General features: G+C 72.3%; 20 protein-coding genes and 1 riboswitch. Of the genes, 10 read left to right on the top strand and 10 right to left on the bottom strand.

What is annotated here, in order from left to right:
* Positions 1–72: 72 nt before the first annotated feature.
* Complete coding sequence (locus ACAX67_RS12070) at positions 73–1086, bottom strand: M23 family metallopeptidase (protein WP_370704089.1); 1014 nt, start codon at positions 1084–1086, stop codon at positions 73–75.
* A gap of 321 nt (positions 1087–1407) precedes the next feature.
* Between ACAX67_RS12070 and sucC the strand changes: the two genes are divergently transcribed.
* Positions 1408–2580: an ADP-forming succinate--CoA ligase subunit beta gene (sucC, locus tag ACAX67_RS12065; protein ID WP_370704541.1), complete on the top strand. Its 1173-nt coding sequence runs from the start codon at positions 1408–1410 to the stop codon at positions 2578–2580.
* Positions 2581–2599: 19 nt separating this feature from the next.
* A complete protein-coding gene (sucD, locus tag ACAX67_RS12060; protein WP_370704088.1) occupies positions 2600–3481 on the top strand; it encodes a succinate--CoA ligase subunit alpha in 882 nt (293 codons plus the stop codon).
* A 264-nt stretch (positions 3482–3745) separates the two neighbouring features.
* Here sucD and ACAX67_RS12055 read toward each other — a convergent pair whose 3' ends face one another.
* The 6 genes from ACAX67_RS12055 to ACAX67_RS12030 form a co-directional block, all read right to left on the bottom strand.
* On the bottom strand, positions 3746–4117 hold the full coding sequence (locus ACAX67_RS12055; protein WP_370704087.1) for a VOC family protein: 372 nt from the start codon (positions 4115–4117) through the stop codon (positions 3746–3748).
* 32 nt (positions 4118–4149) lie between these two features.
* On the bottom strand, positions 4150–4443 hold the full coding sequence (locus ACAX67_RS12050; protein WP_370704086.1) for a hypothetical protein: 294 nt from the start codon (positions 4441–4443) through the stop codon (positions 4150–4152).
* Between the two features lie 108 nt (positions 4444–4551).
* On the bottom strand, positions 4552–5439 hold the full coding sequence (locus ACAX67_RS12045) for a hypothetical protein (protein ID WP_370704085.1): 888 nt from the start codon (positions 5437–5439) through the stop codon (positions 4552–4554).
* Between the two features lie 169 nt (positions 5440–5608).
* A complete protein-coding gene (locus tag ACAX67_RS12040) occupies positions 5609–7621 on the bottom strand; it encodes a hypothetical protein (protein WP_370704084.1) in 2013 nt (670 codons plus the stop codon).
* A complete protein-coding gene (locus ACAX67_RS12035) occupies positions 7614–8126 on the bottom strand; it encodes an RNA polymerase sigma factor (RefSeq protein ID WP_370704083.1) in 513 nt (170 codons plus the stop codon). The genes ACAX67_RS12040 and ACAX67_RS12035 overlap by 8 nt, the downstream gene beginning before the upstream one ends.
* Positions 8127–8253: 127 nt before the next feature.
* Positions 8254–10143: a hypothetical protein gene (locus ACAX67_RS12030; RefSeq protein WP_370704082.1), complete on the bottom strand. Its 1890-nt coding sequence runs from the start codon at positions 10141–10143 to the stop codon at positions 8254–8256.
* Positions 10144–10260: 117 nt separating this feature from the next.
* Between ACAX67_RS12030 and ACAX67_RS12025 the strand changes: the two genes are divergently transcribed.
* Complete coding sequence (locus ACAX67_RS12025; protein ID WP_370704081.1) at positions 10261–11556, top strand: cell division protein PerM; 1296 nt, start codon at positions 10261–10263, stop codon at positions 11554–11556.
* A gap of 6 nt (positions 11557–11562) precedes the next feature.
* Here the strand turns inward: ACAX67_RS12025 and ACAX67_RS12020 are convergent, their stop codons facing one another.
* Positions 11563–11892: a hypothetical protein gene (locus tag ACAX67_RS12020; protein ID WP_370704080.1), complete on the bottom strand. Its 330-nt coding sequence runs from the start codon at positions 11890–11892 to the stop codon at positions 11563–11565.
* 117 nt (positions 11893–12009) lie between these two features.
* Between ACAX67_RS12020 and purN the strand changes: the two genes are divergently transcribed.
* From purN to ACAX67_RS12000, 4 genes are all read left to right on the top strand, one after another.
* Complete coding sequence (gene purN, locus ACAX67_RS12015; protein WP_370704540.1) at positions 12010–12651, top strand: phosphoribosylglycinamide formyltransferase; 642 nt, start codon at positions 12010–12012, stop codon at positions 12649–12651.
* Positions 12648–12723, top strand: a riboswitch (ZMP/ZTP riboswitch). (Overlaps the previous gene by 4 nt.)
* A gap of 17 nt (positions 12724–12740) precedes the next feature.
* Positions 12741–14318, top strand: coding sequence for a bifunctional phosphoribosylaminoimidazolecarboxamide formyltransferase/IMP cyclohydrolase (gene purH, locus ACAX67_RS12010; protein WP_370704079.1), 1578 nt, complete (start codon positions 12741–12743; stop codon positions 14316–14318).
* Between the two features lie 27 nt (positions 14319–14345).
* Entirely contained in the window at positions 14346–15200 is an 855-nt protein-coding gene (locus ACAX67_RS12005; protein ID WP_370704078.1) for a bifunctional methylenetetrahydrofolate dehydrogenase/methenyltetrahydrofolate cyclohydrolase, read from the top strand.
* Between the two features lie 86 nt (positions 15201–15286).
* Positions 15287–15523 (top strand): DUF3017 domain-containing protein, encoded by a 237-nt coding sequence (locus ACAX67_RS12000; RefSeq protein ID WP_370704077.1) that lies wholly within the window; start codon positions 15287–15289, stop codon positions 15521–15523.
* Positions 15524–15643: 120 nt separating this feature from the next.
* Here the strand turns inward: ACAX67_RS12000 and ACAX67_RS11995 are convergent, their stop codons facing one another.
* A complete protein-coding gene (locus ACAX67_RS11995; protein ID WP_370704076.1) occupies positions 15644–16630 on the bottom strand; it encodes a malate dehydrogenase in 987 nt (328 codons plus the stop codon).
* A gap of 118 nt (positions 16631–16748) precedes the next feature.
* On the opposite strand from ACAX67_RS11995, the gene ACAX67_RS11990 reads away from it, so the two are divergent.
* The gene (locus ACAX67_RS11990; RefSeq protein ID WP_370704075.1) at positions 16749–17495 is read left to right on the top strand and encodes a hypothetical protein; all 747 of its coding nucleotides are present in this window, start codon (positions 16749–16751) and stop codon (positions 17493–17495) included.
* Here ACAX67_RS11990 and ACAX67_RS11985 read toward each other — a convergent pair whose 3' ends face one another.
* Positions 17496–18554 carry an MIP/aquaporin family protein gene (locus ACAX67_RS11985; protein ID WP_370704074.1) on the bottom strand — a complete coding sequence of 353 codons (1059 nt, stop codon included), beginning with the start codon at positions 18552–18554 and terminating at the stop codon, positions 17496–17498.
* Positions 18555–18735: 181 nt separating this feature from the next.
* On the opposite strand from ACAX67_RS11985, the gene ACAX67_RS11980 reads away from it, so the two are divergent.
* Together ACAX67_RS11980 and ACAX67_RS11975 are read left to right on the top strand one after the other, a co-directional pair.
* Positions 18736–20925, top strand: a complete 2190-nt coding sequence (locus tag ACAX67_RS11980) for an NADP-dependent isocitrate dehydrogenase (protein ID WP_370704073.1) — start codon at positions 18736–18738, stop codon at positions 20923–20925.
* A 147-nt stretch (positions 20926–21072) separates the two neighbouring features.
* On the top strand, positions 21073–24591 hold the full coding sequence (locus tag ACAX67_RS11975; protein WP_370704072.1) for an ATP-binding cassette domain-containing protein: 3519 nt from the start codon (positions 21073–21075) through the stop codon (positions 24589–24591).
* Positions 24592–24707: the final 116 nt, after the last annotated feature.

The raw sequence follows: 24707 nt of genomic DNA, 5'->3' as shown, positions 1-24707 counted from the left end.
GGTCGGCGGTTGCGGTCGGCATCTGGCTCACCGGGTCTCGAGACGCCCCTCGCGCAGGCGCGAGCGTCCCTGCTAGGGGTGCACGCCGTTGACGACGAGGGCCGCGTAGGGGTCCACCGGGTCACCGCCGCCGGGGCGGACCTCGATGTGGACATGGGGGCCGGTGGTGTTGCCGGTCGATCCGATGTAGCCGATGACCTGGCCGGCGACGACCCGGTCTCCGGGGGAGACGGCGAACTCGTTCTGGTGGCAGTACCAGATCTCCGTGCCGTCATCGAGGGTGATGATCGTCTGGTTGCCGTAGGCGCCCTCGTAGCCCGTCGAGGTGACGGTGCCGCCCGCGATCGCGTGGATCGGTGTGCCGGTGGCGCCGGCGAAGTCGAGGCCGGTGTGACAGTGCGACCACAGCCCGGAGCAGTCGCCGAAGCCGGCGGTCAGGTGGTAGGAGCCCGGGTCGACGGGAAGGACCCAGGCATTGAGCTTGATGTGCTTGGCCTCCTTCTCCGCCTGCTGCGCCAGGTTGCCGAGGGCCTCGTTGCGCTGCTCGGCCTGGGCCTCGACCTCCTGCTGGAGGGTGGCCTCGCTCGCGTCGTCGAGCGCCTGGCGGTCGGAGTCGCGGCTGAGGACGGGGGAGCGGCCGAGGCTGTCGTAGACCCCCGTGCCGATCTCGCCGCTCGCGGCGTTGGGCGCGGCGATCCGGGCGTCGGAGTGGTCGACGAGCTGGGTGCCGGAGGTGTTGAGCACCCCGCCGGCGGAGATGGCGAGAGCGGCGATGCCGACCATCGCCGGCAGGGACGGGACCCCGCGCAGACGAGCGGTGCGCGATTTCTTGGCGGCGCGGCGCTTGCCAGGGACGGCCGGACGCAGCGAGCCGGTGGTCGTGTCGGTGAAGACCGTGGGCAGCTCGACGGCGACGGGGCGCACGACTTGGTGGTCGCCACGTGTGACCGCGGCGGACGCGGGTACTGGGGTGGTGGTCGCGTCGCGACCGGCGATCCGGCGGCCGACGTAGGCCGAGGCGGATGACTCGTCGCGCTCCGAGCGGCGTCGCGGCGCTGCGCGCCGTGCCCCTCGGTGGTTCCCCATGCGCTCGTGTGTCCCCGTGTCGGCGATCTGGTCGTCCGCCTCACACGCCGGTGCGGACCACCCCCCACGGGGTCTCGCTGCCGCGGGCGTTGACCGACCACCCGGTGAGACGAATGCCGACGACCTTAACGGATGGACACGTCCAGGTGAAATCCCCCGACCGGTCACGGTGGACTAGTCATGTCGATCGGGCCGCCGGTCCGGGTGTTACCCAGGTCACGCCCACGATGGGCACCCTCGTCGGTGGCCGGAAGAGCCTACTAGGGTGCCTGGGGACCCGCACTGCAGCGCGGCCCGCACCCGATCTAGAAGGACATGTCCGTGGACCTGATGGAGTACCAAGCGAAGGAGCTCTTCGCCAAGCACGGTGTGGCGACCACGCTCGGCGTGGTCGTGGAGACGGCGGAGGCCGCCAAGGCCGCCGCGGAGCAGCTCGGCGGTGTCACCGTCGTCAAGGCGCAGGTGAAGGCCGGCGGCCGGGGCAAGGCGGGCGGCGTGAAGCTCGCCAAGACCGCCGACGAGGCCTTCGAGCACGCCAGCAACATCCTCGGGATGGAGATCAAGGGCCTCACGGTCAACCGGGTCCTCATCACCCCTGCGACCCCGCCGGAGGAGGAGTACTACTTCTCCTTCCTGCTCGACCGCGCCAACCGGCAGTACCTCTGCATCGCCTCGGTCGAGGGTGGCGTGGAGATCGAGGAGGTCGCCAAGACCAACCCCGACGCCGTCAAGAAGATCGCGATCAACCCGGGCACCGGCGTCGACGCCGCGGTCGCCCGCGAGATCGCCACCGAGGCCGCGTTCCCGGAGCCGGTCTTCGAGCAGGCGGTCGAGATGATCGAGAAGCTCTACCAGGTCTTCGTGGAGGAGGACGCGACCCTCGTCGAGGTCAACCCCCTCGCGCGGCTCGCGGGCGACAAGCTCGAGGCGCTCGACGGCAAGGTCTCGCTCGACGACAACGCCTCCGAGGTGCGCCACCCCGACCACGAGGAGTTCGAGATCCGTGAGGAGGCCGACCCGCTCGAGGCGAAGGCCAAGGACCTCGGTCTCAACTACGTCAAGCTCGACGGCCAGGTCGGCATCATCGGCAACGGTGCGGGTCTCGTGATGAGCACCCTCGACGTCGTCGCGTACGCCGGCGAGGACCACGGCGGCGTCAAGCCGGCCAACTTCCTCGACATCGGCGGCGGCGCCAACGCCCAGGTGATGGCCAACGGCCTCGACGTGATCCTCAACGACGAGCAGGTCAAGGCGGTCTTCGTGAACGTCTTCGGCGGCATCACCGCGTGCGACGAGGTCGCCAACGGCATCAAGGGTGCCCTCGAGCTCCTCGGCGACAAGGCCACCAAGCCGCTCGTCGTGCGGCTCGACGGCAACAACGTGGAGCAGGGTCGCGCGATCCTCGACGAGCTGGACCACCCGCTGGTGACCCAGGTCGACACGATGGACGGCGCGGCCGACAAGGCCGCCGAGCTCGCGAACGCGAACGCCTGAGGCCGGGGGAGAAGGAACAATGAGCATCTACCTCAACAAGGACAGCAAGATCATCGTCCAGGGCATGACGGGTGGCATGGGCTCCAAGCACACCGCGCTCATGCTCGACGCGGGCAGCCAGATCGTCGGCGGCGTCAACGCGCGCAAGGCCGGCACGACCGCCGAGATCGGCGGCCAGGAGCTGCCGGTCTTCGGCTCGGTCAAGGAGGCCATGGAGGCGACCGGCGCGAACGTGTCGGTCCTCTTCGTCCCGCCGGCCTTCACCAAGGACGCCTGCATCGAGGCCATCGACGCCGAGATCCCGCTGATGGTCGTCATCACCGAGGGCGTGCCGGTCCAGGACTCCGCCGAGGTGTGGGCCTACCTGGCCGGCAAGAGCACCCGGATGATCGGTCCCAACTGCCCGGGCATCATCTCGCCCGAGGAGTCGCTGGCCGGCATCACGCCGCACACCATCGCGGGCAAGGGCCCCATCGGCCTGGTGTCGAAGTCGGGCACGCTGACCTACCAGATGATGTACGAGCTGCGTGACTACGGCTTCACCACCGCCATCGGCATCGGCGGCGACCCGGTCATCGGCACCACCCACATCGACGCCCTGCAGGCCTTCGAGGACGACCCGGAGACCAAGGCGATCGTGATGATCGGCGAGATCGGCGGCGACGCCGAGGAGCGGGCCGCGGCCTACATCAAGGAGCACATCACCAAGCCGGTGGTCGGCTACGTCGCGGGCTTCACCGCCCCCGAGGGCAAGACCATGGGCCACGCCGGTGCGATCGTCTCCGGCTCGTCGGGCACCGCCCAGGCGAAGAAGGAGGCCCTCGAGGCCGTGGGCGTGAAGGTCGGCAAGACGCCGTCCGAGACCGCCTCTCTCATGCGGGAGATCATGCAGAACCTGTAGTACGACCGCTGGTCGAGGAGCTCGCGCAGCGAGCGTCACGAGACCGAGGACACCTCACGGGGTCTCGTGACGGTCGCTAGCGCGACCTCCTCGACCAGCGACAGCGCTCCACGCGCTAGCGCGACCTCCTCGACCAGCGACAGCGCTCCACGCGCTAGCGCGACCTCCTCGACCAGCGACAGCGCTCCACGCGCTAGCGCGACCTCCTCGACCAGCGGAGGCTTGGAGGGCCGTCACCCAGCCGGGTGGCGGCCCCTCGCCGTCTCACAGCTCGGCGTGGTGGCAGACGGCCTCGACGTTGTTGCCGTCGGGGTCGCGCACGAACGCGCCGAAGTAGCGCTCGTGGTACTCCGGCCACAGCCGGGGCGCGTGCAGCGACTCCGCGCCGAGACGGGTGGCCGCCTCGTGGAAGGCCTCCACCGTCGCCGCGTCGGCGGCCTCGAAGGCGATGTGCACCTCGCGGTTGGGGGGCATGTCGTCGTACGCGCTGAGCCAGAAGTCCGGTTGGTCGGTGCCGTAGCCGACGGCCACGCCGAAGTCCATCAGCCGGCGGTGCCCGAGCACCCCGAGCACCGTGTCGTAGAACCGCTTCGAGGCGTCGAGGTCGGCGCAGTTGATGCCGAGGTGATCGATCATGTGCCGATCGTGGCAGCCGGGTCCGACAAGCGTCAGAGGTACGGCGTGATCGTCGTGGTCAGCGCCGTCCGTCCGTCGATGCTGGCCCGAGCGCCCGCCAGCGAGCCCTCGCCGTACCCGACCAGGAACAGCACGGCGTTGCCGACGCGGGTGACCTGGTAGGTCGAGAGCCCCAGCCCCTTCCGGTAGGACAGCGTGAAGGTCACGGAGTCCTCGCCGGTGTCCGCACGGTGCGCGGTCCACACCGAGTCGTCCTCGCCGTGGCAGTCCTGCAGGGCGGTCCGGATGGCCGCGACCGCCCGCACGGCGTCGTCGACGGACGGCATCGTGACCAGGTCGCGGGTGTCGGCGTACTCCGGGCCCGTGGCGTAGGCCAGCAGCTCGTCGTTGTGGGCGACCGGCCAGAGCGCGCGACCGCAGAGCTCGAGCGAGAGTCAGTGCGGCGTCCGGTCCGGGTGGTACGCCGCCGCGTACGCGCCGCCGTCGCCGGTCATGTCCGCCAGGCGGTCGTCCAGCGGTACGTCGTCGGGAATCGTCGTCGTACCCGACCCGTCGCCACATCCCGCCGCGGTGAAGACGCACATCTCGGGTGCGAGCAGGTCGACGGTGTCGACCGACCCGGGTACGCCGTAGCGCTCCAACGAGTCGGGGCTGTACTCGGCGTAGAACCGGAGCGCGAGGAGGGCGGTCCCCGCCCGGACGACGCTGAACAGCTCGCCTGCCGGCGCCGAGTCGGGACCGTAGGTGTAGCCGAACGTGAGGGAGTCGTGGCCGGTGTCGGCGTCGAACACCCGCCACTGCCGGGTGTTGCCGAGGTCGTCGGTGTCGGTCGAGCAGGCCTCGACCTGGGTCCGCAGCCCGGCGATGCGGTCGACGGCTGCGGTGATGGTCGGGAAGGACTGGATGCTGCGCCCGATGTAGTACTCCGGGCCCGTGACGGCGTAGCCGAGCGCCTCGTCCGGGGCATGGTCGCCCTGACCGGGCAGCACGACGTCCTGGCCGCAGAGCGAGAGGCTCCCGACTCCGTCCTCGTCGCGCGCCGGGCCGTGGACGGTGACCTCACCGTCGCTGGTGGGCTCCTCCCCGTCCGCGGCGGCGTCGATCGGGAAGTCGATGGGGACGGTGGTGAGCGGCCCGCCGGCCGGTGTGTCGGCCGGTGTGTCGGCCGGTGTCGACCCGGGCGTGGTCGGGTCCTGCTGCACGACCGGGTCGATGACGTCGGTCCGGGTGACGGGGTCGGTGCCGCCGCAGGCGGTCAGGGCGAGGGCGGACGCCGTGAGGGCCGCGGCGAGCAGGTGCTGGGTGGAGCGACGGGTCCTCATCGCGGCTACCCCTTCCGGTCGTGATGGGTCGTAATGGGTCGTGGTGAATACGCCCGACCCGACCTCGGGGTTGCCCGCGGCGCAGAGAATCCCCCGAAATCTCGGGGGATTCTCCGTGCCGACCGGCCGTCGTCTCCGCGCGCCAGACGCTCTCAGCGCTCGAGATCGATCAGCAGCCGTCCGCGCTGAAGTCGCAGTCCATCTGGTCGCCGATCCGCTGGGCGAGCTCGACCTGGTCGGGCGCGTTCGCCGCCTGGGTGTCGGCGCTGTACTCCCCGCCCCACTGGATGGTGACGATCGCGTTGCCGACCCGCTCCACCGTGAAGAGGTTCCCGGCGGTCGCGCCCTGGTTGGCGGTCGCCTCGTAGTACCAGCCGAACGTCACCGAGTCGTAGCCCGTGTCGGAGTTGAACGACCGCCAGATCCGGTCCGACAGGCCGTCGCCGGCGCTGTCGGTGGCGCAGCCCTGCAGCTGGTCGCGGAGCTGGGCCATGTGGTCGAGCGCGTCCTGGGCGTTCGCGTAGGCGTGGATCGTGCGGCCGTCGTACCCCTCGATGCCGGAGACGGCGTAGCCGAGCTCGTGGGCCGGGTCCGGGGTGCCGGAGCTCGGGAACGTCAGCACGGTGCCGCAGGCGGTCTCCTGCTCGGCCCCTGCGATGTCCGGTCCGGGCCCGGAGACCGAGGTCTCGCCGTCGTCGGCCGGCGGGGCGCCGAGCGCGAGGTCGAGCGGGAAGTCGCTCGGGACGGTCGAGGTCCGGGCCGGGTCGTCCGGGCCGGGGGTGCTCGGGTCCGTCGAGCCCGATGTGCCCTCGAGGTCGGCGAGCGCGGCGACCACGTCGGCGAGGTTCTCGTGGGCCTGGGTCGCGAGCGCGTCGGTGTCCGAGCCGTTGCCCTCGTCGCTCACCAGGTCGAGCACGACACCGTTGCCGACCCGCACGGCCGTGATGGCGGTGCGGCCGACGCCGTCGGAAGCGCGCCGTACGTCGATCGACTCGTCGCCGATGCCGCCCTCGCCGAGCGTCGTGGTGATCGTCGGGGCGGAGCCCTCCGTGCGGCAGCCGTCGTAGACGGCCCGGACGTGGGCGAGGAACGTGATCGCCTCCTGGTCGGTGGGGAAGAGCTCCAGCTCGCGGCGGTACGACGCCGAGCCGTAGGACAGCGAGGAGGTGAGCCGGTCGATCACGCCCGGGGGCGGGACCTTGTTGCCGCACGCCTGGAGCGCCGCGACGACCATCGACTCGTTGTCGGCGTTGGGCGGGTCGAGCCGGTACTCGCTGCTCCCGTCGTCGGTGGGCCAGCCGGAGGTCAGCGGGAAGTCGGCCCGGATCGTGGTCGGCCACGTGGCGGGCGTCTCGGTGGAGAGGTCGCCGCCGCCGCCGAGGACCAGCCGCTGGGCGGCCGCGGGCAGGATCGCGGACATCTGCTCCACGTAGTCCTGGGCGCCGACGCCGCTCACGACGACCTCCAGCCGGTTGCCCGCGAGCACCAGGCCGGTCTCGAGCTCCTCGTTGAAGCCGCGCGTGCCGTAGGGCACGAAGGACGCGAGGATCCGGTGCGCCTCGTCGCCGATACCGACAGCCACGTCCTCCTCGGCGAGCAGCTGGTAGTTCTTGCCGACGGTGTCGCTGTTGGCGGTGCACGCCGCCAGCTCGTCGGACAGCTGGTCGTAGGCCGCCTTGGCGTCGTCCGCGGTCGCGAACTCGCCGGCGATCGCGGTCATCCAGCCCGTGACGGTGTCGGACGGGACCGCGTTGAACTCCCGCTTGTAGAGCGGCTTCGCGCCGAGGCTGGCGAAGGACGCGGTGGCGCACGGGTGGTAGCTGCCCTGGCCGTCGCCCCGGTAGGTGCTGTAGTCGACCCAGGTGCTGTCGCTGCCGTAGACCTTGCCGGCGTCGCCGGAGGTCAGCAGGTTCTCGGCGGACAGCGGAGCGGCCGGCACCGAGTCGGAGATGCTCGGCTGCGGCGCGACGGGTGCGTCGGACCGGTCGTCACCGCCGACGGTGAGGACGACGGTCGGGACGGCGACGGCCGCGACGACCGCGGCGCTCACGCCGGCGACCAGGGTCTGCCGGCGGCGGCGGATCCGGTCGCCACGGGCGCGGATCTCGGAAGCGGGAAGTGGCATGGGTGCGCCCTCCAGCGCGTCGCCGAGACGGGTGAGCTTCTCGATCGGGTCAGACATGGCTCATACCTCCAGCCAGGCCGCCGGGGGCCTCGTCCGTGAGCAGCGCAGCAAGCGCGGTGCGGCCGCGGCTCAGTCGTGCCTTGATGGTTCCTTCGGGGACGCCGACCTCGGCGGCGATCTGGTGGATCGGCAGGTCGGCGATGTGGTGCAGCACCAGCGCCTGGCGCTGGGCCTCGGGCAGCTGCTTGAGAGCGGCGACGAGCGCGACGTGCGACTCGTCGATGCCGGGCATCTCGGTGGGGGCGCCCACGGCGCGGTCGACGGGCCGCTTCGCGAGCTTGGTACGGCGCCAGCGGCTCACCGCGAGGCGGTAGGCCGTCGTACGGATCCAGGCCTCGGGGTACTGCGCCTTGTCGAGCTTGCGGCGATGGGCCCAGGCGCGTGCGAATGCTTCCTGCACGCACTCGGTGGCCTCGTCGTAGTTGCCGATCATGGCGTAGACCTGGCTGGTGATCCGTCGGAACGACGCGGCATAGAGCTCGTCGAACTCCGGTGCCTCCACGGCCGTCCCCCTCTCGTGCCCGAGCCGGGCCGTCCTGCGCGGCGGGCCCGGGTGTGTGTTGTCGATGGTGGTACGCCCGGAGGCCGGTGACGGTTGCACCGGACGACGAGCTTTTCGTGTCGCGCGCTCAGCCGGGGTAGGGAGGCAGCTGGGGGAGCCGCTGCAGGGCACGCTCGGTGAGGGCCACGAACTGGTCGTCGGTCATCCGCGCGCCGGGCGCGGACACGAAGACCAGCTGGGAGACCGAGGAGCCGCTCCGCAGGAAGGCGACGGAGTACTCCACCGTGCGCTCGCCCGGCAGCCGGGTGCTCAGGTGCCATGCCGTGTACGACGACCTGCCGTCGTCGGTCTTCCCGAGGACCCGCACGTCGGTGCCGGCGCTCGCGTCGCGGTCGGGGCAGGTGGTGATTGCGTGGCGGTAGTCGGCGAGCAGCTTCGCGGCGTCCTTCTCGGGGAGGGATGCCACCGCCTGGGTGAGTCCGAACTCGTCGGGCAGGTCGCTGTCGACCTTCAGGAAGGTGCGGGCCAGGTCGAGCTTGAACCTCGCGCCGGCGTACTCACCCGCGAGCGCGGGGTGCACGCACCCCAGAACGTCCATGTCGGTGCGGGCACCGGTGATCTCGTGCGGCGGCGTGCCCATCCACGGTTGCGCCGGGTCGCCGACGAACGGAAGGTCGACCGGGGAGAGCAGGGCCGGCACCTGGCCCGCCGGGTAGGGCGGGAGCTCGGCCAGCGTCGCCGGCTGGTCGGCGCACTTCCCGGCGTCGGGCAGGGTGCAGAGCCGGTCGACGGCGGCACCGAGGAGCTTCGCCACCCCGGACCGGTCGGCCAGGCCGGGGTCGACGTCGGTCTGCAGCGCGACCGACGTCGTGAAGAACCCCGTGCGCGCGACGCCCACCACGTAGGTCGTGGGCGCCGGGTGCTCGTCGTAGAGCACGAAGACCGCCGACGCGTCGCCCACGTGGGCGCTCGCGGCGGTCGACTCGAGGCGGACGCCCGGCGTCCGACAGTCGGCCATCCAGTCACGGAGGCGCTGGTAGGACTTCTCGGCGCGGCCGTGGGTGCGGGAGGCCTCGGCGACCTCGGTGAGGCGGCGGGAGGCCTCGCCGACGGGTCCGTTGCGGAACACGCGCACCCAGGCTGCGCTGCCGTGCGGGTCGACGTAGCGGGAGTCGGTCGGCTGGCAGGGCAGAACGACGCCGTTGCCGGTGGAGTTGTCGGTGGTCGGCCCCTGCCGCCAGTCGGTGCTCAACGTGTCCTGCACGAGTCCCGCCGGCAGCAGGCTGGTGTCGGGGAGCGCGACCTCGACGCCGGGGAGGGTGGCTCCGCCGCTGTGGGAGCGCGGCTGCTCGCGGTCGAGCGTGGGTCGGACGCCGCGGGCATCGGTCACCACGGCGCCGCTCGCGACCAGCGCGGCGACGACCACGCCGGCGCCGACGACGGTGTGCATCCGGCGGCGTGCGGCGCCGGCGCGGCGGATGATCGTCACCCGGGGCCAGTGCACGTCGCGGGTCACGCTCGCCAGCGCGGCGAAGGAGAGGGGGATCGCGGAGGCGGGAATGTCGCGCTGCGCGGCGAACTGGGTCGCCGCCGTCTGCAGCTCGCGCTCGGCCAGGTCGGCGGGCAGGCCGATCTCGCGGGCCATCTCCTCCATCGACACCGCGGCGAGCTGGGTGAGGAGCAGGGCGCGCCGTTGTGGCCCGGTCAGCGCGGCGAGCGCCTCGAGGGTGGCGCGGTTGTCGGGGTCGAGCCCCTTCTCCTTGTGCCAGGGCCGCACGGTCGCGCGGCGCAGGGCGTTGCGCCAGGCCTGCGGACGCACCGACGACTCCGGGTCGTCGAGACGGGAGACCTTGCGCCAGTGGTGCCACGCGACGACGTACGCGTCACGCACTGCGCTGCGGGCCGCGCCCAGGTCACCGGTCAGCGCGTAGGACTGGAGCAGCAGCCGGTCCCGGGCAGCCTTGTAGAAGGCGTCGAACTCAGCCGGGTGGTCTGGCGGCAGGGCGGTGTCGTCCATGATCCGGACCAAGGTACGACGACCGCCGCCCCGGTCGGCAACCGGTAGGGCGTCTCGGACGGTCGCCCGGCGTGGCACCGCAGGTCCGTGGCCGGATCGGGCGAAGATCGAGGAGCCATGACGTCCCTGCAAACCTCTGCCCGGCCGGCCGCGCGCGGCCGCGGTCGCCAGGAGGCCGAGCTCCGGCAGGCACTGGGGAGCCGCCGGCCCCTCGCGCCGACCGCCACCCTCGGCGGTGCGCTGGCGGCGGCCGGTCCGCTCGTGGTCTGCATGGCCGTCGCCGTCGTCGGGTGGTTCCTCACCGACGCCGGCGGGCACGGCACGCCGAGCGGGGCGCTCCGCGTCGGCGCCCTCGGCTGGTTGTCCGCCCACGGCTCGGGCGTCAGCGTCCAGGGTGTGCGGCTGACCGCCGTACCGCTCGGGCTCACGCTGCTGTGCGCCTGGTCGACCTGGCGGATCGGCCACCGCGTCGGGGAGTCGATCTCCGGGCACGGCCCCGACGCCGACCGCATCAAGGACGGCGAGCGCGACTGGACCGTGCCGATCGCGGGTGGTCTGTTCACCCTCGGCTACGCCGTCGTCGGCGTCCTCGTCACCTCGCTCGCCTCCACCGCCACGACGGCGCCGAGCGGCAGCCACGTGGTGCTCTGGTCGGTCGTGCTCAGCGCCGGGATCGGGCTGCCCGCCCTGGCGCGCGGCTCCGGCCGCGCGGCGATCTGGGTGCCGACGCTGCCCGCGACCCTGCGCGACGGCGCGCTCCTGGTGCGCGCCATCCTCCGGACCTGGCTGCTCCTGGCGCTCGTCGCGCTCGTGGCCTCGCTGGTGCTCGACTTCTCGACGGCCGCCAACATCGTCTCGCAGCTGCACGCCGACACCGGCGACACCGTGCTGCTCGGCGCCCTGTCGCTCCTCGTCCTCCCCAACGCGACGCTGTTCAGCAGCGGCTACCTGCTCGGACCGGGCTTCACCGTCGGCACCGGCACCCTGGTCACCCCGACCGCGGTCGTGCTCGGACCGCTGCCGCTCTTCCCGATTCTGGCGGCCCTCCCGGACGCCGGCCCGACTCCCGGGTGGACGCCCTGGCTGATGGGCACGCCGGTGCTCGTCGCCTTCGCGGCCTCGGCCTGGGCGCACCGCGCCCGTCCGGCCCGCGCCTGGGACCAGGCGGCGATCCGGGGCTGCGGTGCCGGCCTCGTCGCCGGGCTGGTGCTCGGCCTGGTGACCGGCCTCGCCGGCGGGGCCGTCGGCCCGGGCCGGATGGCCGACGTCGGGCCCTTCGCGTTCGACGTGTTCGTCCACGCGGTGACCGCCTTCGGCATCGGAGGCCTGCTCGGCGCGCTGGCGACGACGTGGTGGCAGCGACGCGGGGGCGACCTCGCGCGGGCCGGTCTCGGCCGGCTGCGCCGGTCCTGACGCCGGCTAGAAGGTGTCGGCCACCGCGACCGCGTCGAAGGCGGTGTAGTCGTCGCCGGAGAAGCAGTCGGCCCGGCCGCTCTCGCCGTGCGGGATCGGGTGCGTGGAGCAGCTGATCGTGCCGACCAGCTCGTCGTGGCGGTAGAGCGTGAAGTCGAGGAACGCCGCGCGGTCGCCGATCGCGTCGTTGGTGAGGGAGAGGCCGGAGACCGTGAACGTGCCGCGCAGCTCGACGACGTCCCAGCCGGCGTCGGCGGCGAAGCCGTCGTGCTTGAAGTCCGCACCGACGTCGATGCGGGAGGGCCGGTCGTTGGAGCGCTCGACGGCCCGCTTCACGGCAAGGACGACGCCCCCGACGCCGCAGCAGAGCACGAGCGAGGCGACGACGGCACTGACGATGATCCAGCTGTTCTTGTTGATGCTGGCCGAGACTAGCGACCGACCCTCACTACACTGCGGCGCGTGCCTGTTGCTCCCGCGCGTCTGGTCGTGCTCGTGTCCGGTGCCGGCACCAACCTCCAGGCGCTGCTCGACGCGTGCGACGACCCGGCGTACGGCGCCCAGGTGGTCGCCGTCGGTGCCGACCGTGCCGGCATCGAGGGCCTTGCGCGGGCGGAACGGGCCGGCGTGCCGACCTTCGTGGTGCGGCTGAAGGACCACGCCTCGCGCGAGGACTGGGACCGGGCGCTGACCGACCAGGTCGCGGCCCACGAGCCGGACCTGGTGGTGCTGGCGGGATTCATGAAGCTGGTCGGGGCGTCGTACCTCCCGGCGCTCGGCCGCCGTACGGTCAACACGCACCCCGCCCTGTCGCCGTCGTTCCCCGGCATGCACGGCCCGCGCGACGCGCTCGAGTACGGCGTCAAGGTCACCGGCTGCACGCTCTTCGTCGTCGACGACGGCGTCGACACCGGCGCCATCGTCGCCCAGACCACGGTGCCGGTGGACGACGACGACACCGTCGAGTCGCTGCACGAGCGGATCAAGGTCGCCGAGCGCGCGATGCTCGTCGACACCGTCGGCCGGATGGCTCGGGAGGGCTGGACGGTCGACGGCCGCCGGGTTCGTTTGGGAGGGTCGGCCTCGGTAGAGTGAGGGCACACGACTGGCGAAGGTGGGACAACCACCAGGGAGTGTGAGCCGGCATCGACCGCCTGGGTGCCCTCATCGACATGCATCGACCGATGAGGAGCAAACCTGTGACCGACCGCATCGAGATCAAGCGAGCGCTGGTCTCCGTCTACGACAAGACCGGCCTCGACGACCTCGTGCGCGGCCTCGCCGCCGCCGGCGTCGAGCTCGTCTCCACCGGCGGGTCCGCCGCGCTCATCGAGTCGCTCGGTCTGCCGGTCACCAAGGTCGAGGACCTGACGGGCTTCCCCGAGTGCCTCGACGGGCGCGTGAAGACGCTGCACCCGCGGGTGCACGCCGGCATCCTCGCCGACCGCCGGCTGCCCGAGCACGTCGCGCAGCTCGACGAGCTGGGCGTCGCGCCGTTCGACCTGGTCGTCGTCAACCTCTACCCGTTCACCGACACCGTGATGTCCGGGGCGTCGGTGCAGGAGTGCATCGAGAAGATCGACATCGGCGGTCCCTCCATGGTGCGGGCCGCGGCGAAGAACCACGCCTCGGTCGCGATCGTGACCGACGGCGCGGACTATGCGCGTGCCCTCGACGCGACGAAGGCGGGCGGCTTCACGCTGGCCGAGCGCGAGGCGCTGGCAGCCAAGGCCTTCGTGCACACCGCGACCTACGACGTGCACGTCGCCTCCTGGATGGGCAACGTGCTGACCGACTCCTCGCAGGGGTCGGGCTTCCCTTCCTGGGTCGGCGCGACGTGGGACAAGACCGCCGTCCTGCGCTACGGCGAGAACCCCCACCAGCCCGCCGCCCTGTACCGCTCCGGCTTCGGCCCCGGCGGTCTCGCGGCCGCCGAGCAGCTGCACGGCAAGGAGATGTCCTACAACAACTACGTCGACACCGACGCCGCCCGTCGCGCGGCGTACGACCACGGCGACCAGCCGACAGTGGCGATCATCAAGCACGCGAACCCCTGCGGCATCGCCGTCGGCGCCGATGTCGCCGAGGCGCACCGGCGGGCGCACGAGTGCGACCCGGTCTCTGCGTTCGGTGGCGTCATCGCGACCAACGTCGCGGTCTCGGTCGCCATGGCCGAGCAGGTCGCGGAGATCTTCACCGAGGTGATCGTGGCGCCGGCGTACGACGACGGCGCGGTGGAGGTGCTCCAGGCGAAGAAGAACATCCGGATCCTGGTCGCCGAGCCCGTCTCGCACGGCGGCGCGGAGATCCGGCCGATCAGCGGTGGTCTGCTGATGCAGCACACCGACACGTTCCAGGCCGACGGCGACGACCCGGCGAACTGGACCCTCGCGACGGGCGAGGCCGCCGACGAGGCGGTCCTCGCCGACCTGGCGTTCGCCTGGCGCGCGGTGCGGGCGGCGAAGTCCAACGCGATCCTGCTCGCCTCCGGCGGAGCGGCCGTGGGCATCGGCATGGGCCAGGTCAACCGCGTCGACTCCTGCCGGCTCGCGGTGACGCGCGCGGGGGAGCGGGCCGCGGGCTCGGTCGCCGCGTCCGACGCGTTCTTCCCGTTCGCCGACGGCCCCCAGATCCTGCTCGACGCCGGGGTCGCGGCGATCGTGCAGCCGGGTGGCTCGGTGCGCGACGAGGAGACCATCGCCGCCTGTCAGGCTGCCGGGGTGACGATGTACTTCACCGGCACCCGCCACTTCGCCCACTGACCGGGTCCCTGAGGGAGGATGCACGACGTGACGGCACAGAAGCTCGACGGCACCGCGACCGCGGCCGCGATCAAGGGTGAGCTCCGGGAGCGCATCGCCAAGCTGGCCGAGCAGGGCATCACGCCCGGCCTCGGCACGGTGCTCGTGGGCGACGACCCCGGTTCGCGGTGGTACGTCAACGGCAAGCACAAGGACTGCGCCGAGGTGGGCATCGCCTCGATCCGGGTCGACCTCCCCGAGGTCGCCACCCAGGAGGAGATCGAGGAGGCGGTGGCCACGCTCAACGCCGACCCCGCCTGCACCGGCTACATCGTCCAGCTCCCGCTCCCGCGCGGGCGCGACGAGAACCGCGTGCTCGGCCTCATCGACCCGGCCAAGGACGCCGACGGCCTGCACCCGACCAACCTCGGCTGGCTGGTCCTGGGCAACGAGGCGCCGCTGCCGTGCACGCCCTTCGGCATCGTCGAGCTGCTGCGCCGCCACGGCGTGGAGATCGCCGGCGCCGAGGTGGTCGTCGTCGGTCGCGGCATCACCGTCGGCCGCCCGCTCGGCCTGCTGCTCACCCGTCGCTCGGAGAACGCCACGGTGACGCTGTGCCACACCGGCACCGTCGACCTCGCCGCCCACGTGCGCAAGGCCGACATCGTGGTCGCCGCTGCGGGTGTCCCGGGGATCATCACCGCCGACATGGTCAAGCCCGGCGCCGCCGTTCTCGACGTGGGAGTGTCCCGCGTCGACGGCAAGCTCGCGGGCGACGTGGCCACCGACGTCTGGGACGTCGCGGGCTGGGTCTCGCCCAACCCCGGCGGCGTCGGCCCCATGACGCGCGCGATGCTGCTCGCCAACGTCGTCTCGATGGCCGAGAAGCAGGTGGCACGCTGAACGACGAGGCAGCCGACCCGCCCGCGCCCGAGCCCGAGGCCCGGCGCCGCTACCCGTCGACCATCGGCGGGGCGCTCTACCTGCTCGTGCTGGTCGCGACCGCCGTCGGCATCGCGATCACCTGGAGCGGCCACGACTGGCGCCTCGGCGTCCGGGTCGTCTCGGGGGCGCTGGGCGCGGCGGCGGTGCTGCGACTCGTGCTGCCCGAGCGTGACGCGGGCATGCTCGCCGTACGCCCCCGTCTCGTCGACGTCTTCATCCTCGGTGGCGTCGCGATCGCGCTCTTCGTCCTCGCGATGAACATCCCCGACCAGCCGTCGTAGGGGGTGTCAGGAATCCCCGGTCGACCGGGGATCCCCTCACTTATCGGGGTTTGCAAACCCCGACAAGTGCAGGAATCCCCGGTCAACCGGGGATTCCTGAGCACTAGTGGGACGACGGGATCAGATCAGGCCGAGGTCGGTGACAGCCTGGCGCTCGTCGGCGAGCTCCGCGGTGGAGGCGTCGATGCGGGCGCGGGAGAAGTCGTCGATGTCGAGGCCCTGGACGATCTCCCAGTCGCCACCGGAGGTGGTGACGGGGAAGGAGGAGACCAGGCCCTCGGGCACGCCGTAGGAGCCGTCGGAGACGACGGCCATGGAGACCCAGTCGCCATCGGGGGTGCCGCCCAGCCAGTCGCGGGCGGCGTCGCAGGTCGCGGACGCGGCGGAGGCGGCAGAAGAGGCGCCGCGGGCGTCGATGATCGCGGCGCCGCGCTTGGCGACGGTCGGGATGAAGTGGTCGGCGATCCAGGCCTGGTCGTCGACGACCTCGGCAGCGTTCCTGCCACCGATCTCGGCGTGGAAGACGTCGGGGTACTGGGTGGCCGAGTGGTTGCCCCAGATCGTCATCTTCTTGATGTCGGTGACGGTGGCGCCGGTCTTGGCGGCCAGCTGCGAGATCGCCCGGTTGTGGTCGAGGCGGGTCAGTGCCGAGAAGCGCTCGGCGGGGATGTCGGGGGCGTTCTTCGACGCGATGAGCGCGTTGGTGTTGGCGGGGTTGCCGGTGACGCCGATGCGTACGTCGGAGGCGGCCACCTTGTTGAGCGCCTTGCCCTGGGCGGTGAAGATCGCACCGTTGGCCGAGAGCAGGTCGCCGCGCTCCATGCCCGGGCCGCGCGGACGGGCGCCGACGAGCAGGGCGAGGTTGACGCCGTCGAAGATCTTGTCCGGGTCCGAGCCGATCTCGATGCCCGCGAGGTTGGGGAACGCGCAGTCGTCGAGCTCCATGACGACGCCCTCGAGCGCCTTCAGCGCGGGCTCGATCTCGAGCAGGCGCAGCTCGACGGGGCGGTCGCCGGCGATGGCGCCGCTGGCGATGCGGAAGAGCAGGCTGTAGCCGATCTGACCGGCGGCGCCGGTGACGGCCACCTTGAGGGGCGTGTCGCTCACGGGTACTCCTTCGATGAGGTGCGGCTCGGCCGTCAGGGCCGGAGGCAGGCGGTGCACGCGACGCTAGCAGCGCAGCCGGGGGCGGGCGCACGCGGGCGGTGGTGCGAGACTGGCCGCCATGACGAGGAGAGCCCGGCTCGCGGCCGTCGCCCTTCTCGGAGGGGTCGCGGGTGGCGTGCTGACGGGTTGCGGGAGCGCCTCGGCGCCGTACGCCCCGACCGGCGTCGACCAGCTGGTCATCCCGACGCCGTCGCTCGACCCGGCCGACTTCGTCGAGGGTGTCGACAACCGGTGGCTGCCCCTCGCGCCGGGCAGCACGTGGACCTACGACCGCGTCGTCGCCGGGCGCCGCGGCACGGTCGAGGCCACCGTGATGGACCGCACCCGCGAGGTCGCGGGCGTCGCGGCGACCGTGGTGCACACCTCGGTCGTGAGTCCGCGGCACGAGGTGACGGCCGAGAGCGACCGCTGGTACGCCCAGGACCGCGACGGCAACGTCTGGCTGCTCGGCGAGCAGACCACGTCGTACGCCGGAGGGCGACGCGACACCACCGGCTCGTGGCAGGCCGGGGTCGACGGTGCGGAGGCGGGCTTGGCGGTGCCGGCGCAGCCGCGGGTGGGGGACGGCTACCGCGTCGAGTACGCCCCGGGCGTCGCCGAGGACCGGGTGGAGGTGGTCGCGCTCGACGGCTCCGCCTCCGTGCCGTACGGCGACGTGACCGATCTGCTGACCACGCAGGTCCGAACAGCGCTCGAGCCCGATGTCCTCCGGCGCGTGGAGTACGCGAAGGGCATCGGGCTCGTGCGAGAGCTGACCGTCAGCGGCGGCGACGAGATCCTGGAGCTCGTCGCCCACCGCCCCTGATCACGCGTCGGGCGGGCGGACCTGCGTCTGCTCACCCGGAGGGGGAGCCCAGCCGCCCGCGGCGGGCGGCTGCTGGACCTGCGGGGCTTGCGGGGCCTGGGGTGCCGGCGGCTGCTGCTGCGCGGGGATCCACTGCTGGGTCGCGGGGTCCCACTGCCAGCCGTCCTGGATGATCGGCTGCGCCTGGGCGGGCTGGCCGGCCTGCTCGACCGGCATCTGCGCGGCAGCGACGCCACCGGACTGCTGGGCCCACTGCTGCTGGAAGGCGTCCGCCGCACCGCGGAAGTCGAGACCCGAGCCGGGGGCGGCCGCGCCGTCACGGCCGAACAGCATGGGGTGCAGGAAGCCTGCGGCCGCACCGCCGACGATCGGCGCGATGAGGAAGAGCCACTGGTACTTCATGGCGTCGTCCCAGTTGAAGCTCAGGATGCCGGGGCCGAGCGAGCGGGCCGGGTTGACCGAGCAGCCTGTGATGCCGATGAGCAGCAGGTGGCACAGGGTCAGGGCGAGGCCGATCGCGACCGGGGCGGGGATCTTCTCGGCTGCCCGGCGCCGGTCGGTGACCGCCAGGATCATGAAGACGAAGACGAAGGTGCCGATCACCTCGACGAGGAACGCCCCGAGGAAGGCGGCGCCGTTGGACCCGATGCCGGTGTCCCACTTGTTCGACACGGATGCGAGGACGTCGCCCCACTCGGCGTCGTCGTAGAGCAGGACGGCCGCGATCGCGAGGACGCCGGCCGCGACGAAGGCGGCGACGAACTGGACGGCGATGTAGACCGCCGCGGTCGCCCAGCCGATCCGGCCCGCGAGCGCGGCACCGATCGAGACCGCCGGGTTGAAGTGGCCACCGGAGAGGTGACCGACGGCGTAGGCCATGACCAGCACCGTCAGGCCGAACGCCAGGGCGGTCGCGACGTAGTCGCCCCCGCTGGCGAAGGCCGTGCCGGCGCCGAAGAACACGAGCACGAAGGTGCCGAGGCCCTCGGCGATCAGCTTCTGGACCTGCGTCGGTGGCGCGGTGTCCGCCACCGGCATCTGTGCAGTCGTTTGGGACATGGGATGCACTCTCCTTAGGTCGGCTCCCGAAAACCCGCCAGGTAACAGGACGAAGACTAGCGATCTTGCCGCTCCCAACCGGGGATGCGAGGCTGACGCAGGCCGGACGTGCCGAGCGGGGCCGCGTCCGATATCTTGACGTCAAGCAAAACTCATCCGAGCCAGGGAGTGTCGCCCGAACATGTCGAGCATCATCTACACCCACACCGACGAGGCGCCGCTGCTCGCGACGTACTCCTTCCTGCCGATCGTCGAGGCCTACGCCGCCAAGGCGGGCGTCGACGTCGAGACGCGGGACATCTCGGTCGCGGCGCGCATCCTCGCGCAGTTCGGCCTCGCCGACGACGCGCTGAGTGAGCTCGGTGACCTCGCCAAGACGCCCGAGGCCAACATCATCAAGCTCCCCAACATCTCCGCCTCCATCCCGCAGCTCAAGGCCGCGATCAAGGAGCTGCAGGAGAAGGGCTTCGACGTGCCGAACTACCCGGAGTCGCCCTCTTCGGCCGAGGAGACGGAGATCCGCGCGAAGTACGACAAGGTCAAGGGCTCCGCGGTCAACCCGGTCCTGCGTGAGGGCAACTCCGACCGCCGCGCGCCGGCGTCGGTGAAGAACTACGCGAAGTCCCACCCGCACCGCAACAAGCCCTTCGCCGAGGGATCGAAGACCGAGGTCGCCACCATGGGCGCCCACGACTTCGCCAGCAACGAGAAGTCGGTGACGCTCGAGGCCGACGACACCCTCTCGATCGTCCTGGAGACCACTGCCGGCGAGCCGATCGTGCTCAAGGACGGCCTCAAGGTCCTCGCGGGCGAGATCGTCGACGCCACCAAGATGGAGGCCGCGCACCTGCAGGCCTTCCTCAAGAACGCCGTCGCGCGCGCCAAGTCCGACGACGTGCTCTTCTCGGTGCACCTCAAGGCGACGATGATGAAGGTCTCCGACCCGATCATCTTCGGCCACGTCGTGAAGGCGTTCTTCGCGCCGGTCTTCGAGCAGTACGGCGCCGACCTGGCCGCCGCCGGCCTGTCGGCCAACGACGGGCTCGGCTCGATCCTCCCGGGCCTCGACGGGCTGCCCAACGGCGCCGAGATCAAGGCCGCCTTCGAGAAGGCGATGGCCGAGGGGCCGCGCATGTCCTACGTCAACTCCGACAAGGGCATCACGAACCTCCACGTGCCCTCCGACGTGATCGTCGACGCCTCGATGCCCGCCCTGATCCGCAACGGCGGTCGCCTGTGGGGAGCCGACGGCGGCGAGGACGACACCCTCGCGGTCATCCCGGACTCCTCCTACGCCGGCGTCTACCAGGCGGTCATCGAGGACTGCAAGGAGCACGGCCCGCTCGACCCGGCCACGATCGGCTCCGTGCCCAACGTCGGCCTGATGGCCCAGGCGGCCGAGGAGTACGGCTCGCACGACAAGACGTTCGAGATCCCCGAGGCCGGCACCGTCCGCATCCTCGCCTCCGACGGCTCGGTGCTGATCGAGCACGACGTCGAGGCCGGTGACATCTGGCGCGCCTGCCAGACCAAGGACGTTCCCGTCCAGGACTGGGTCAAGCTCGCCGTCTCGCGCGCCCGCGCCTCCGGCAGCCCGGCGATCTTCTGGCTCAACGAGTCGCGCGCGCACGACGCCGAGATCATCAAGAAGGTCAACGCCTACCTGGCCGAGCACGACACCGACGGGCTCGAGATCAAGATCCTGAGCCCGGAGCTGGCGACGTCGTACTCCCTGGAGCGCATGCGGAAGGGCGAGGACACGATCTCGGTCACCGGCAACGTGCTGCGCGACTACAACACCGACCTCTTCCCGATCCTCGAGCTCGGCACGTCCGCCAAGATGCTGTCGGTCGTCCCGCTGATCGCGGGCGGCGGCCTCTTCGAGACCGGTGCCGGCGGCTCCGCGCCGAAGCACGTGCAGCAGCTGGTCGAGGAGGACTACCTGCGGTGGGACAGCCTCGGCGAGTTCTTCGCGCTGGTGCCGTCGTTGGAGAAGTACGCCGAGCAGGCCGGCCGGCCCGCCGCGCAGGTCCTCGCCGACGCACTCGACCGGGCGACCGGCACGTTCCTCAACGAGGACCGGTCGCCGGGACGCAAGCTCGGCACGACCGACAACCGCGGCTCGCACTTCTACCTGGCGCTCTACTGGGCCGAGGAGCTCGCGAAGCAGACCGACGACCAGGCGCTGGCCGAGGCCTTCGGTCCGCTGGCGAAGAAGCTGCGCGACAACGAGTCGACGATCGCCGAGGAGCTCATCGCAGTCCAGGGGAAGCCTGCCGACATCGGCGGCTACTACTACCCCGACGCCGAGAAGACCTCCGCGGTGATGCGCCCGAGCAAGACCCTCAACGAGGCGATCGCCTCGCTCTGACAACGGGGGCAGCACGCAACGCACGCGGGTCGAGACGCCCGCGGCTGGCTGTCGGCGTTGCGGCCGGTCGTCGGACGGTCCGAGCCACGGGCGCATCGGTAAATCGGGTGATCGACGTCGGCGGCTGGTCCTAGGCTCGTCGGCGAGATGACGCAGACGCTCACCAGCACCCCTGCCGCCTCACCGTCACCCTCGACCCGGTCGTCGCACCCCGACAGGCCCGCTCGGCGGGTCGACCTGGGGCGGCTGCGTCACCCCCTGACGCTGGTGGCCCTCGTCCTCCTGGCCATCGCGGCGATCGGCCCGGCGGTCGGCACCGTGCTCGCCGGTCGGATCGCCGCGGGGCCGACGGACACGCTGGTCGCGCTCCTCGCGGTCGCCGTCGTGGGCGCCGCGCTGCTCGACACGACCGGACGGGTCATCTGGGCCGGTGTCATCGACCGGGCGGAGGGCCGGTTGCGCGCCGACCTGGTCGACGCCGCGCTCCACCAGCCGCTGGAGCACCTGACGGAGCAGGCGGTCGGCGAGATCCTCGACCGGGTCGACGACGACACCCACGAGGTCGGCGTGCTGCTTCGGATGCAGATCTGGCAGGCGGCCCGCACGGCGCTGAGCGCGCTGCCGATGTGGCTGATCGCCGGTCTCAGCTGGTGGCCAGCGTTCCTGCTGTTCCCGGTCGTGGGGGCGGTCGCGGTGGTCGTCATGCGTCCCTACCTCGGCGAGATCGCGCGCCTGAAGGTGATCGAGGAGGCGGCCTGGACCGACCATGCCGCCGGTCTCGAGGAGGGGGTCGCTGCCCGCGACGACCTGCGGACCAGCCTGGGTCAGGCCTTCGCCGTACGACGGCTGGCGGAGCTGTCCGCCCGCGTGCACCGGAAGTTCGACGACGTCCTCCGGGTCGAGGCGCAGCTCGCCCTGCGGGTCGGCGCCCTGCTGCACGGCCTGCTGGTCGCCACCGCCGTCGTCGGCGTCGCGCTGGTGGCGTCCGACCGCCTCGGGCTGTCGCAGCTGATCACCCTGTTCCTCGTGACCACGCTGTTCGTCGGGCAGATCAACCAGCTCGCCCACCACCTGCCCGACATCCAGGCCGGTCTCGGGGCGATCTTCCGGATCCGCCAGATGCTGGCCGTCCCGGAGGAGCCCGTCGGGGGCGACCCGGTGCCGACCGGTGCGCTCGACATCGAGATCCGCGACCTCGACTTCGCCTACGCCGAGGGCACCTTCGCGCTGCGGGGCATCAGCCTGCGCGTCGAGGAGGGCCACACGCTCGCCCTGGTCGGTCGCACCGGCTCCGGCAAGTCGACGCTGGCGTCACTGCTGTCGCGGGCGGTCGAGCCACCGCCCGGCACGATCCTGCTCGGCGGGGCCGACATCGCGACGCTCGACCTGCACGCGCTGCGGCGGCGGGTCGGCGTCGTCACCCAGCGCACCGAGATCCTCGCCGGCACCCTCGCCGAGAACATCACGCTCTTCGCGCCCACCCCGCGGGAGGAGGTCGAGGCCGCCGTCGCCGAGCTGGGCATCACCGAGTGGGTCGACGGCATGCCGGACGGTCTCGACACGCTCCTGGGGCCGGGCGGCACGACCCTGTCCGCCGGTGAGGAGCAGCTGGTCGCGTTCGCCCGGCTGCTGGTCCGTCACGTCCAGATCGTGGTGCTCGACGAGGCCACCGCCCGCATGGACCCGGTGACCGAGGCCCGGGTGGTCGCCGCGGCCGACCGGCTGCTGAGCGGCCGCACGGGCGTGCTGGTCGCCCACCGCCTCAGCACGATCGAGCGGGCCGAGGCCGTTGCCGTGCTCGACCACGGTCGACTGATCGAGCACGGCCCGCGCGACGAGCTCGCGGCGCGCACCGGGCCGTTCCGCCGGCTGCTGGACGCCAGCGCGACCGCGGACTTCGACGACACCGCCGCCGACCTCGGCGACGGCGCGATCGGCGCAGCGCGTCGCGCGGGGGAGCCCCCGGCGCGCCCGCCTGTCGGCACCGGCCCCTCGCTGGCACGCGGCACGTGGCACGCCTTCTGGGTCCGTCCCTGGTGGGGTGCGTGGTCGGTGCTGCTGTTCCTCGGAGGCACCGTGTTCGCCCCGCTGGGCGCGATCACCGGCTACCTGTGGGGCCGGATCGTCGAGGACCTGAAGGCCGGTGCGTCGCCGACGACCAGCGTCGTGGTGCTCGCGGTCCTCCTGATGCTCGCGCCCGTGCTGCTCGCCGACGCGTTCCGCCGCTATCCGCGATGGTGGATCGAGGTGATGCTGCGGGTGCGGATGTCGGTGCTGATCGGTCAGACCCGGACCAAGCGCCTGCCGCGCACGCCGCCCGGGGAGGTCGTGGCCCGCACCATGGACGCCGACCGCTTCGCCCGCTACTCCGACCGGTGGGTGGACTTCGTCAACGGCCTGCTCATCGCGCTGATCACCACGATCGCCGGCGGCACCGCGTTGGCGGGCGCCGTGCTGCTGGGCGTGATGGTCACCAGCGCCCTCGCCTCGTCGGTCGGGCGTCCCATCGCCGGTCGCTCCGCGGCCCGCTCCTCGGCGGCGCGGGCCCGGTTCGGCCGCGCGCTCGTGTCGGTGGTGGAGTCCGCGCGCACCGTCAAGCTGGCCGGCCGCACCCCGCAGGTCCACCAGCACCTGCGCGGGGTGGACGGCGGCCGCATCGAGGCGGCCGTGTTCGAGCACCGGGTCCAGGCCGTGCTCGACGGGGTCCCGATCGTGATGGTGCAGGTCGGCGTCGTCGCCGCCTGGGCGATCTACCTGCTCGACGGCTGGGAGCTCGGCACCGCGCTGCTCGTGGCGACCGCCGTCAACGGCTTCGACTGGTTCGGGCGGGTCGCCGGCGCGGTCGTCACCGAGGCTCCCGGCACCCGTGCCTGGCAGCGGGCGACCGCCCGCCACGCCGGCGGAGCCGACCTGATGCACCTGCCGTCGGGCGTCGACCTGGTCGCCGGCACCGCCCCCGACGCGCCGGCGACCGAGCGCGTCCGCCTGGAGACCCTGGCGCTGCGTGGGTTCGCCGCCGTCCACGACGACGGGACCATCGGCGTGGAGGACGTCGACCTCGTCGTACGACGGGGCGAGCTGGTGCTGCTCCTCGGCCAGATCGGGTCCGGCAAGTCGAGCCTGCTCGCGGCGCTCGCCGGCCTCATCGACCACCGGGGCTCGCTCCGGTGGAACGGCGAGGACGTCGACGACCCGGAGGCGTTCCTGCGGCCCGCGCGGGTCGCCCACGTGGCCCAGGTGCCGCGTGTGCTCTCGGGCACGTTCGCGGACAACGTCCAGCTCGGGTTCGACCGCGAGCTCGCGGGTCCGGTCGGCGCGGCCCGGCTCGACGCCGACGTGGCCGACGCCGGGGGCCCGGACGCGGTGATCGGGCACCGTGGCGTGCGGTTGTCCGGCGGGCAGGTGCAGCGCCTCGCCCTGGCCCGGGCGCTGGCCGCCGACGCCGAGCTGCTGCTGGCCGACGACGTCTCGAGCGCGCTCGACGCCGCCACCGAGATCGAGCTCTGGGAGGCGCTGCGCGAGCGGCGTACGACGGTCATCGGCGCCACCTCGAAGCGCGCCGCCCTCGCGCGTGCGGACCGGGTCGTCGTCCTCGACGGCGGCCGGGTCGTGGCGGTCGGAGGTTGGGCGGACCTCGCGCCTGCGTGGGGCCACCTCGCCGGCTGAGCCGTCTGCGCGAGCCTGCGACAAGGTGTCGCGAACAGCCGGCCGGCGCGCTACCGTTCGACTGCTCTGATGCGAGCGCGGTCACACGACCGGCGGGCTCCCCGCCGGGGGCACGG

It is taken from the genome of Nocardioides candidus (assembly GCF_041321175.1).
Taxonomy (GTDB): Bacteria; Actinomycetota; Actinomycetes; order Propionibacteriales; family Nocardioidaceae; genus Nocardioides.
The sequence above is the reverse complement of the archived record's forward strand: the minus strand, read 5'-3'. Positions and strand labels throughout refer to the sequence as shown.

Coding starts and splice junctions, on each gene's coding strand:
- ACAX67_RS12070 (WP_370704089.1), bottom strand. CDS start 1,086: ATGGGGAACCACCGAGGGGCACGGCGCGCAGCGCCGCGACGCCGCTCG.
- ACAX67_RS12025 (WP_370704081.1), top strand. CDS start 10,261: ATGACGTCCCTGCAAACCTCTGCCCGGCCGGCCGCGCGCGGCCGCGGT.
- ACAX67_RS11985 (WP_370704074.1), bottom strand. CDS start 18,554: ATGTCCCAAACGACTGCACAGATGCCGGTGGCGGACACCGCGCCACCG.
- ACAX67_RS12040 (WP_370704084.1), bottom strand. CDS start 7,621: ATGTCTGACCCGATCGAGAAGCTCACCCGTCTCGGCGACGCGCTGGAG.
- purH (WP_370704079.1), top strand. CDS start 12,741: ATGAGGAGCAAACCTGTGACCGACCGCATCGAGATCAAGCGAGCGCTG.
- ACAX67_RS12045 (WP_370704085.1), bottom strand. CDS start 5,439: ATGAGGACCCGTCGCTCCACCCAGCACCTGCTCGCCGCGGCCCTCACG.
- sucD (WP_370704088.1), top strand. CDS start 2,600: ATGAGCATCTACCTCAACAAGGACAGCAAGATCATCGTCCAGGGCATG.
- ACAX67_RS11990 (WP_370704075.1), top strand. CDS start 16,749: ATGACGAGGAGAGCCCGGCTCGCGGCCGTCGCCCTTCTCGGAGGGGTC.
- ACAX67_RS12030 (WP_370704082.1), bottom strand. CDS start 10,143: ATGGACGACACCGCCCTGCCGCCAGACCACCCGGCTGAGTTCGACGCC.
- ACAX67_RS11975 (WP_370704072.1), top strand. CDS start 21,073: ATGACGCAGACGCTCACCAGCACCCCTGCCGCCTCACCGTCACCCTCG.
- ACAX67_RS12055 (WP_370704087.1), bottom strand. CDS start 4,117: ATGATCGATCACCTCGGCATCAACTGCGCCGACCTCGACGCCTCGAAG.
- ACAX67_RS12050 (WP_370704086.1), bottom strand. CDS start 4,443: ATGCCGTCCGTCGACGACGCCGTGCGGGCGGTCGCGGCCATCCGGACC.
- ACAX67_RS11980 (WP_370704073.1), top strand. CDS start 18,736: ATGTCGAGCATCATCTACACCCACACCGACGAGGCGCCGCTGCTCGCG.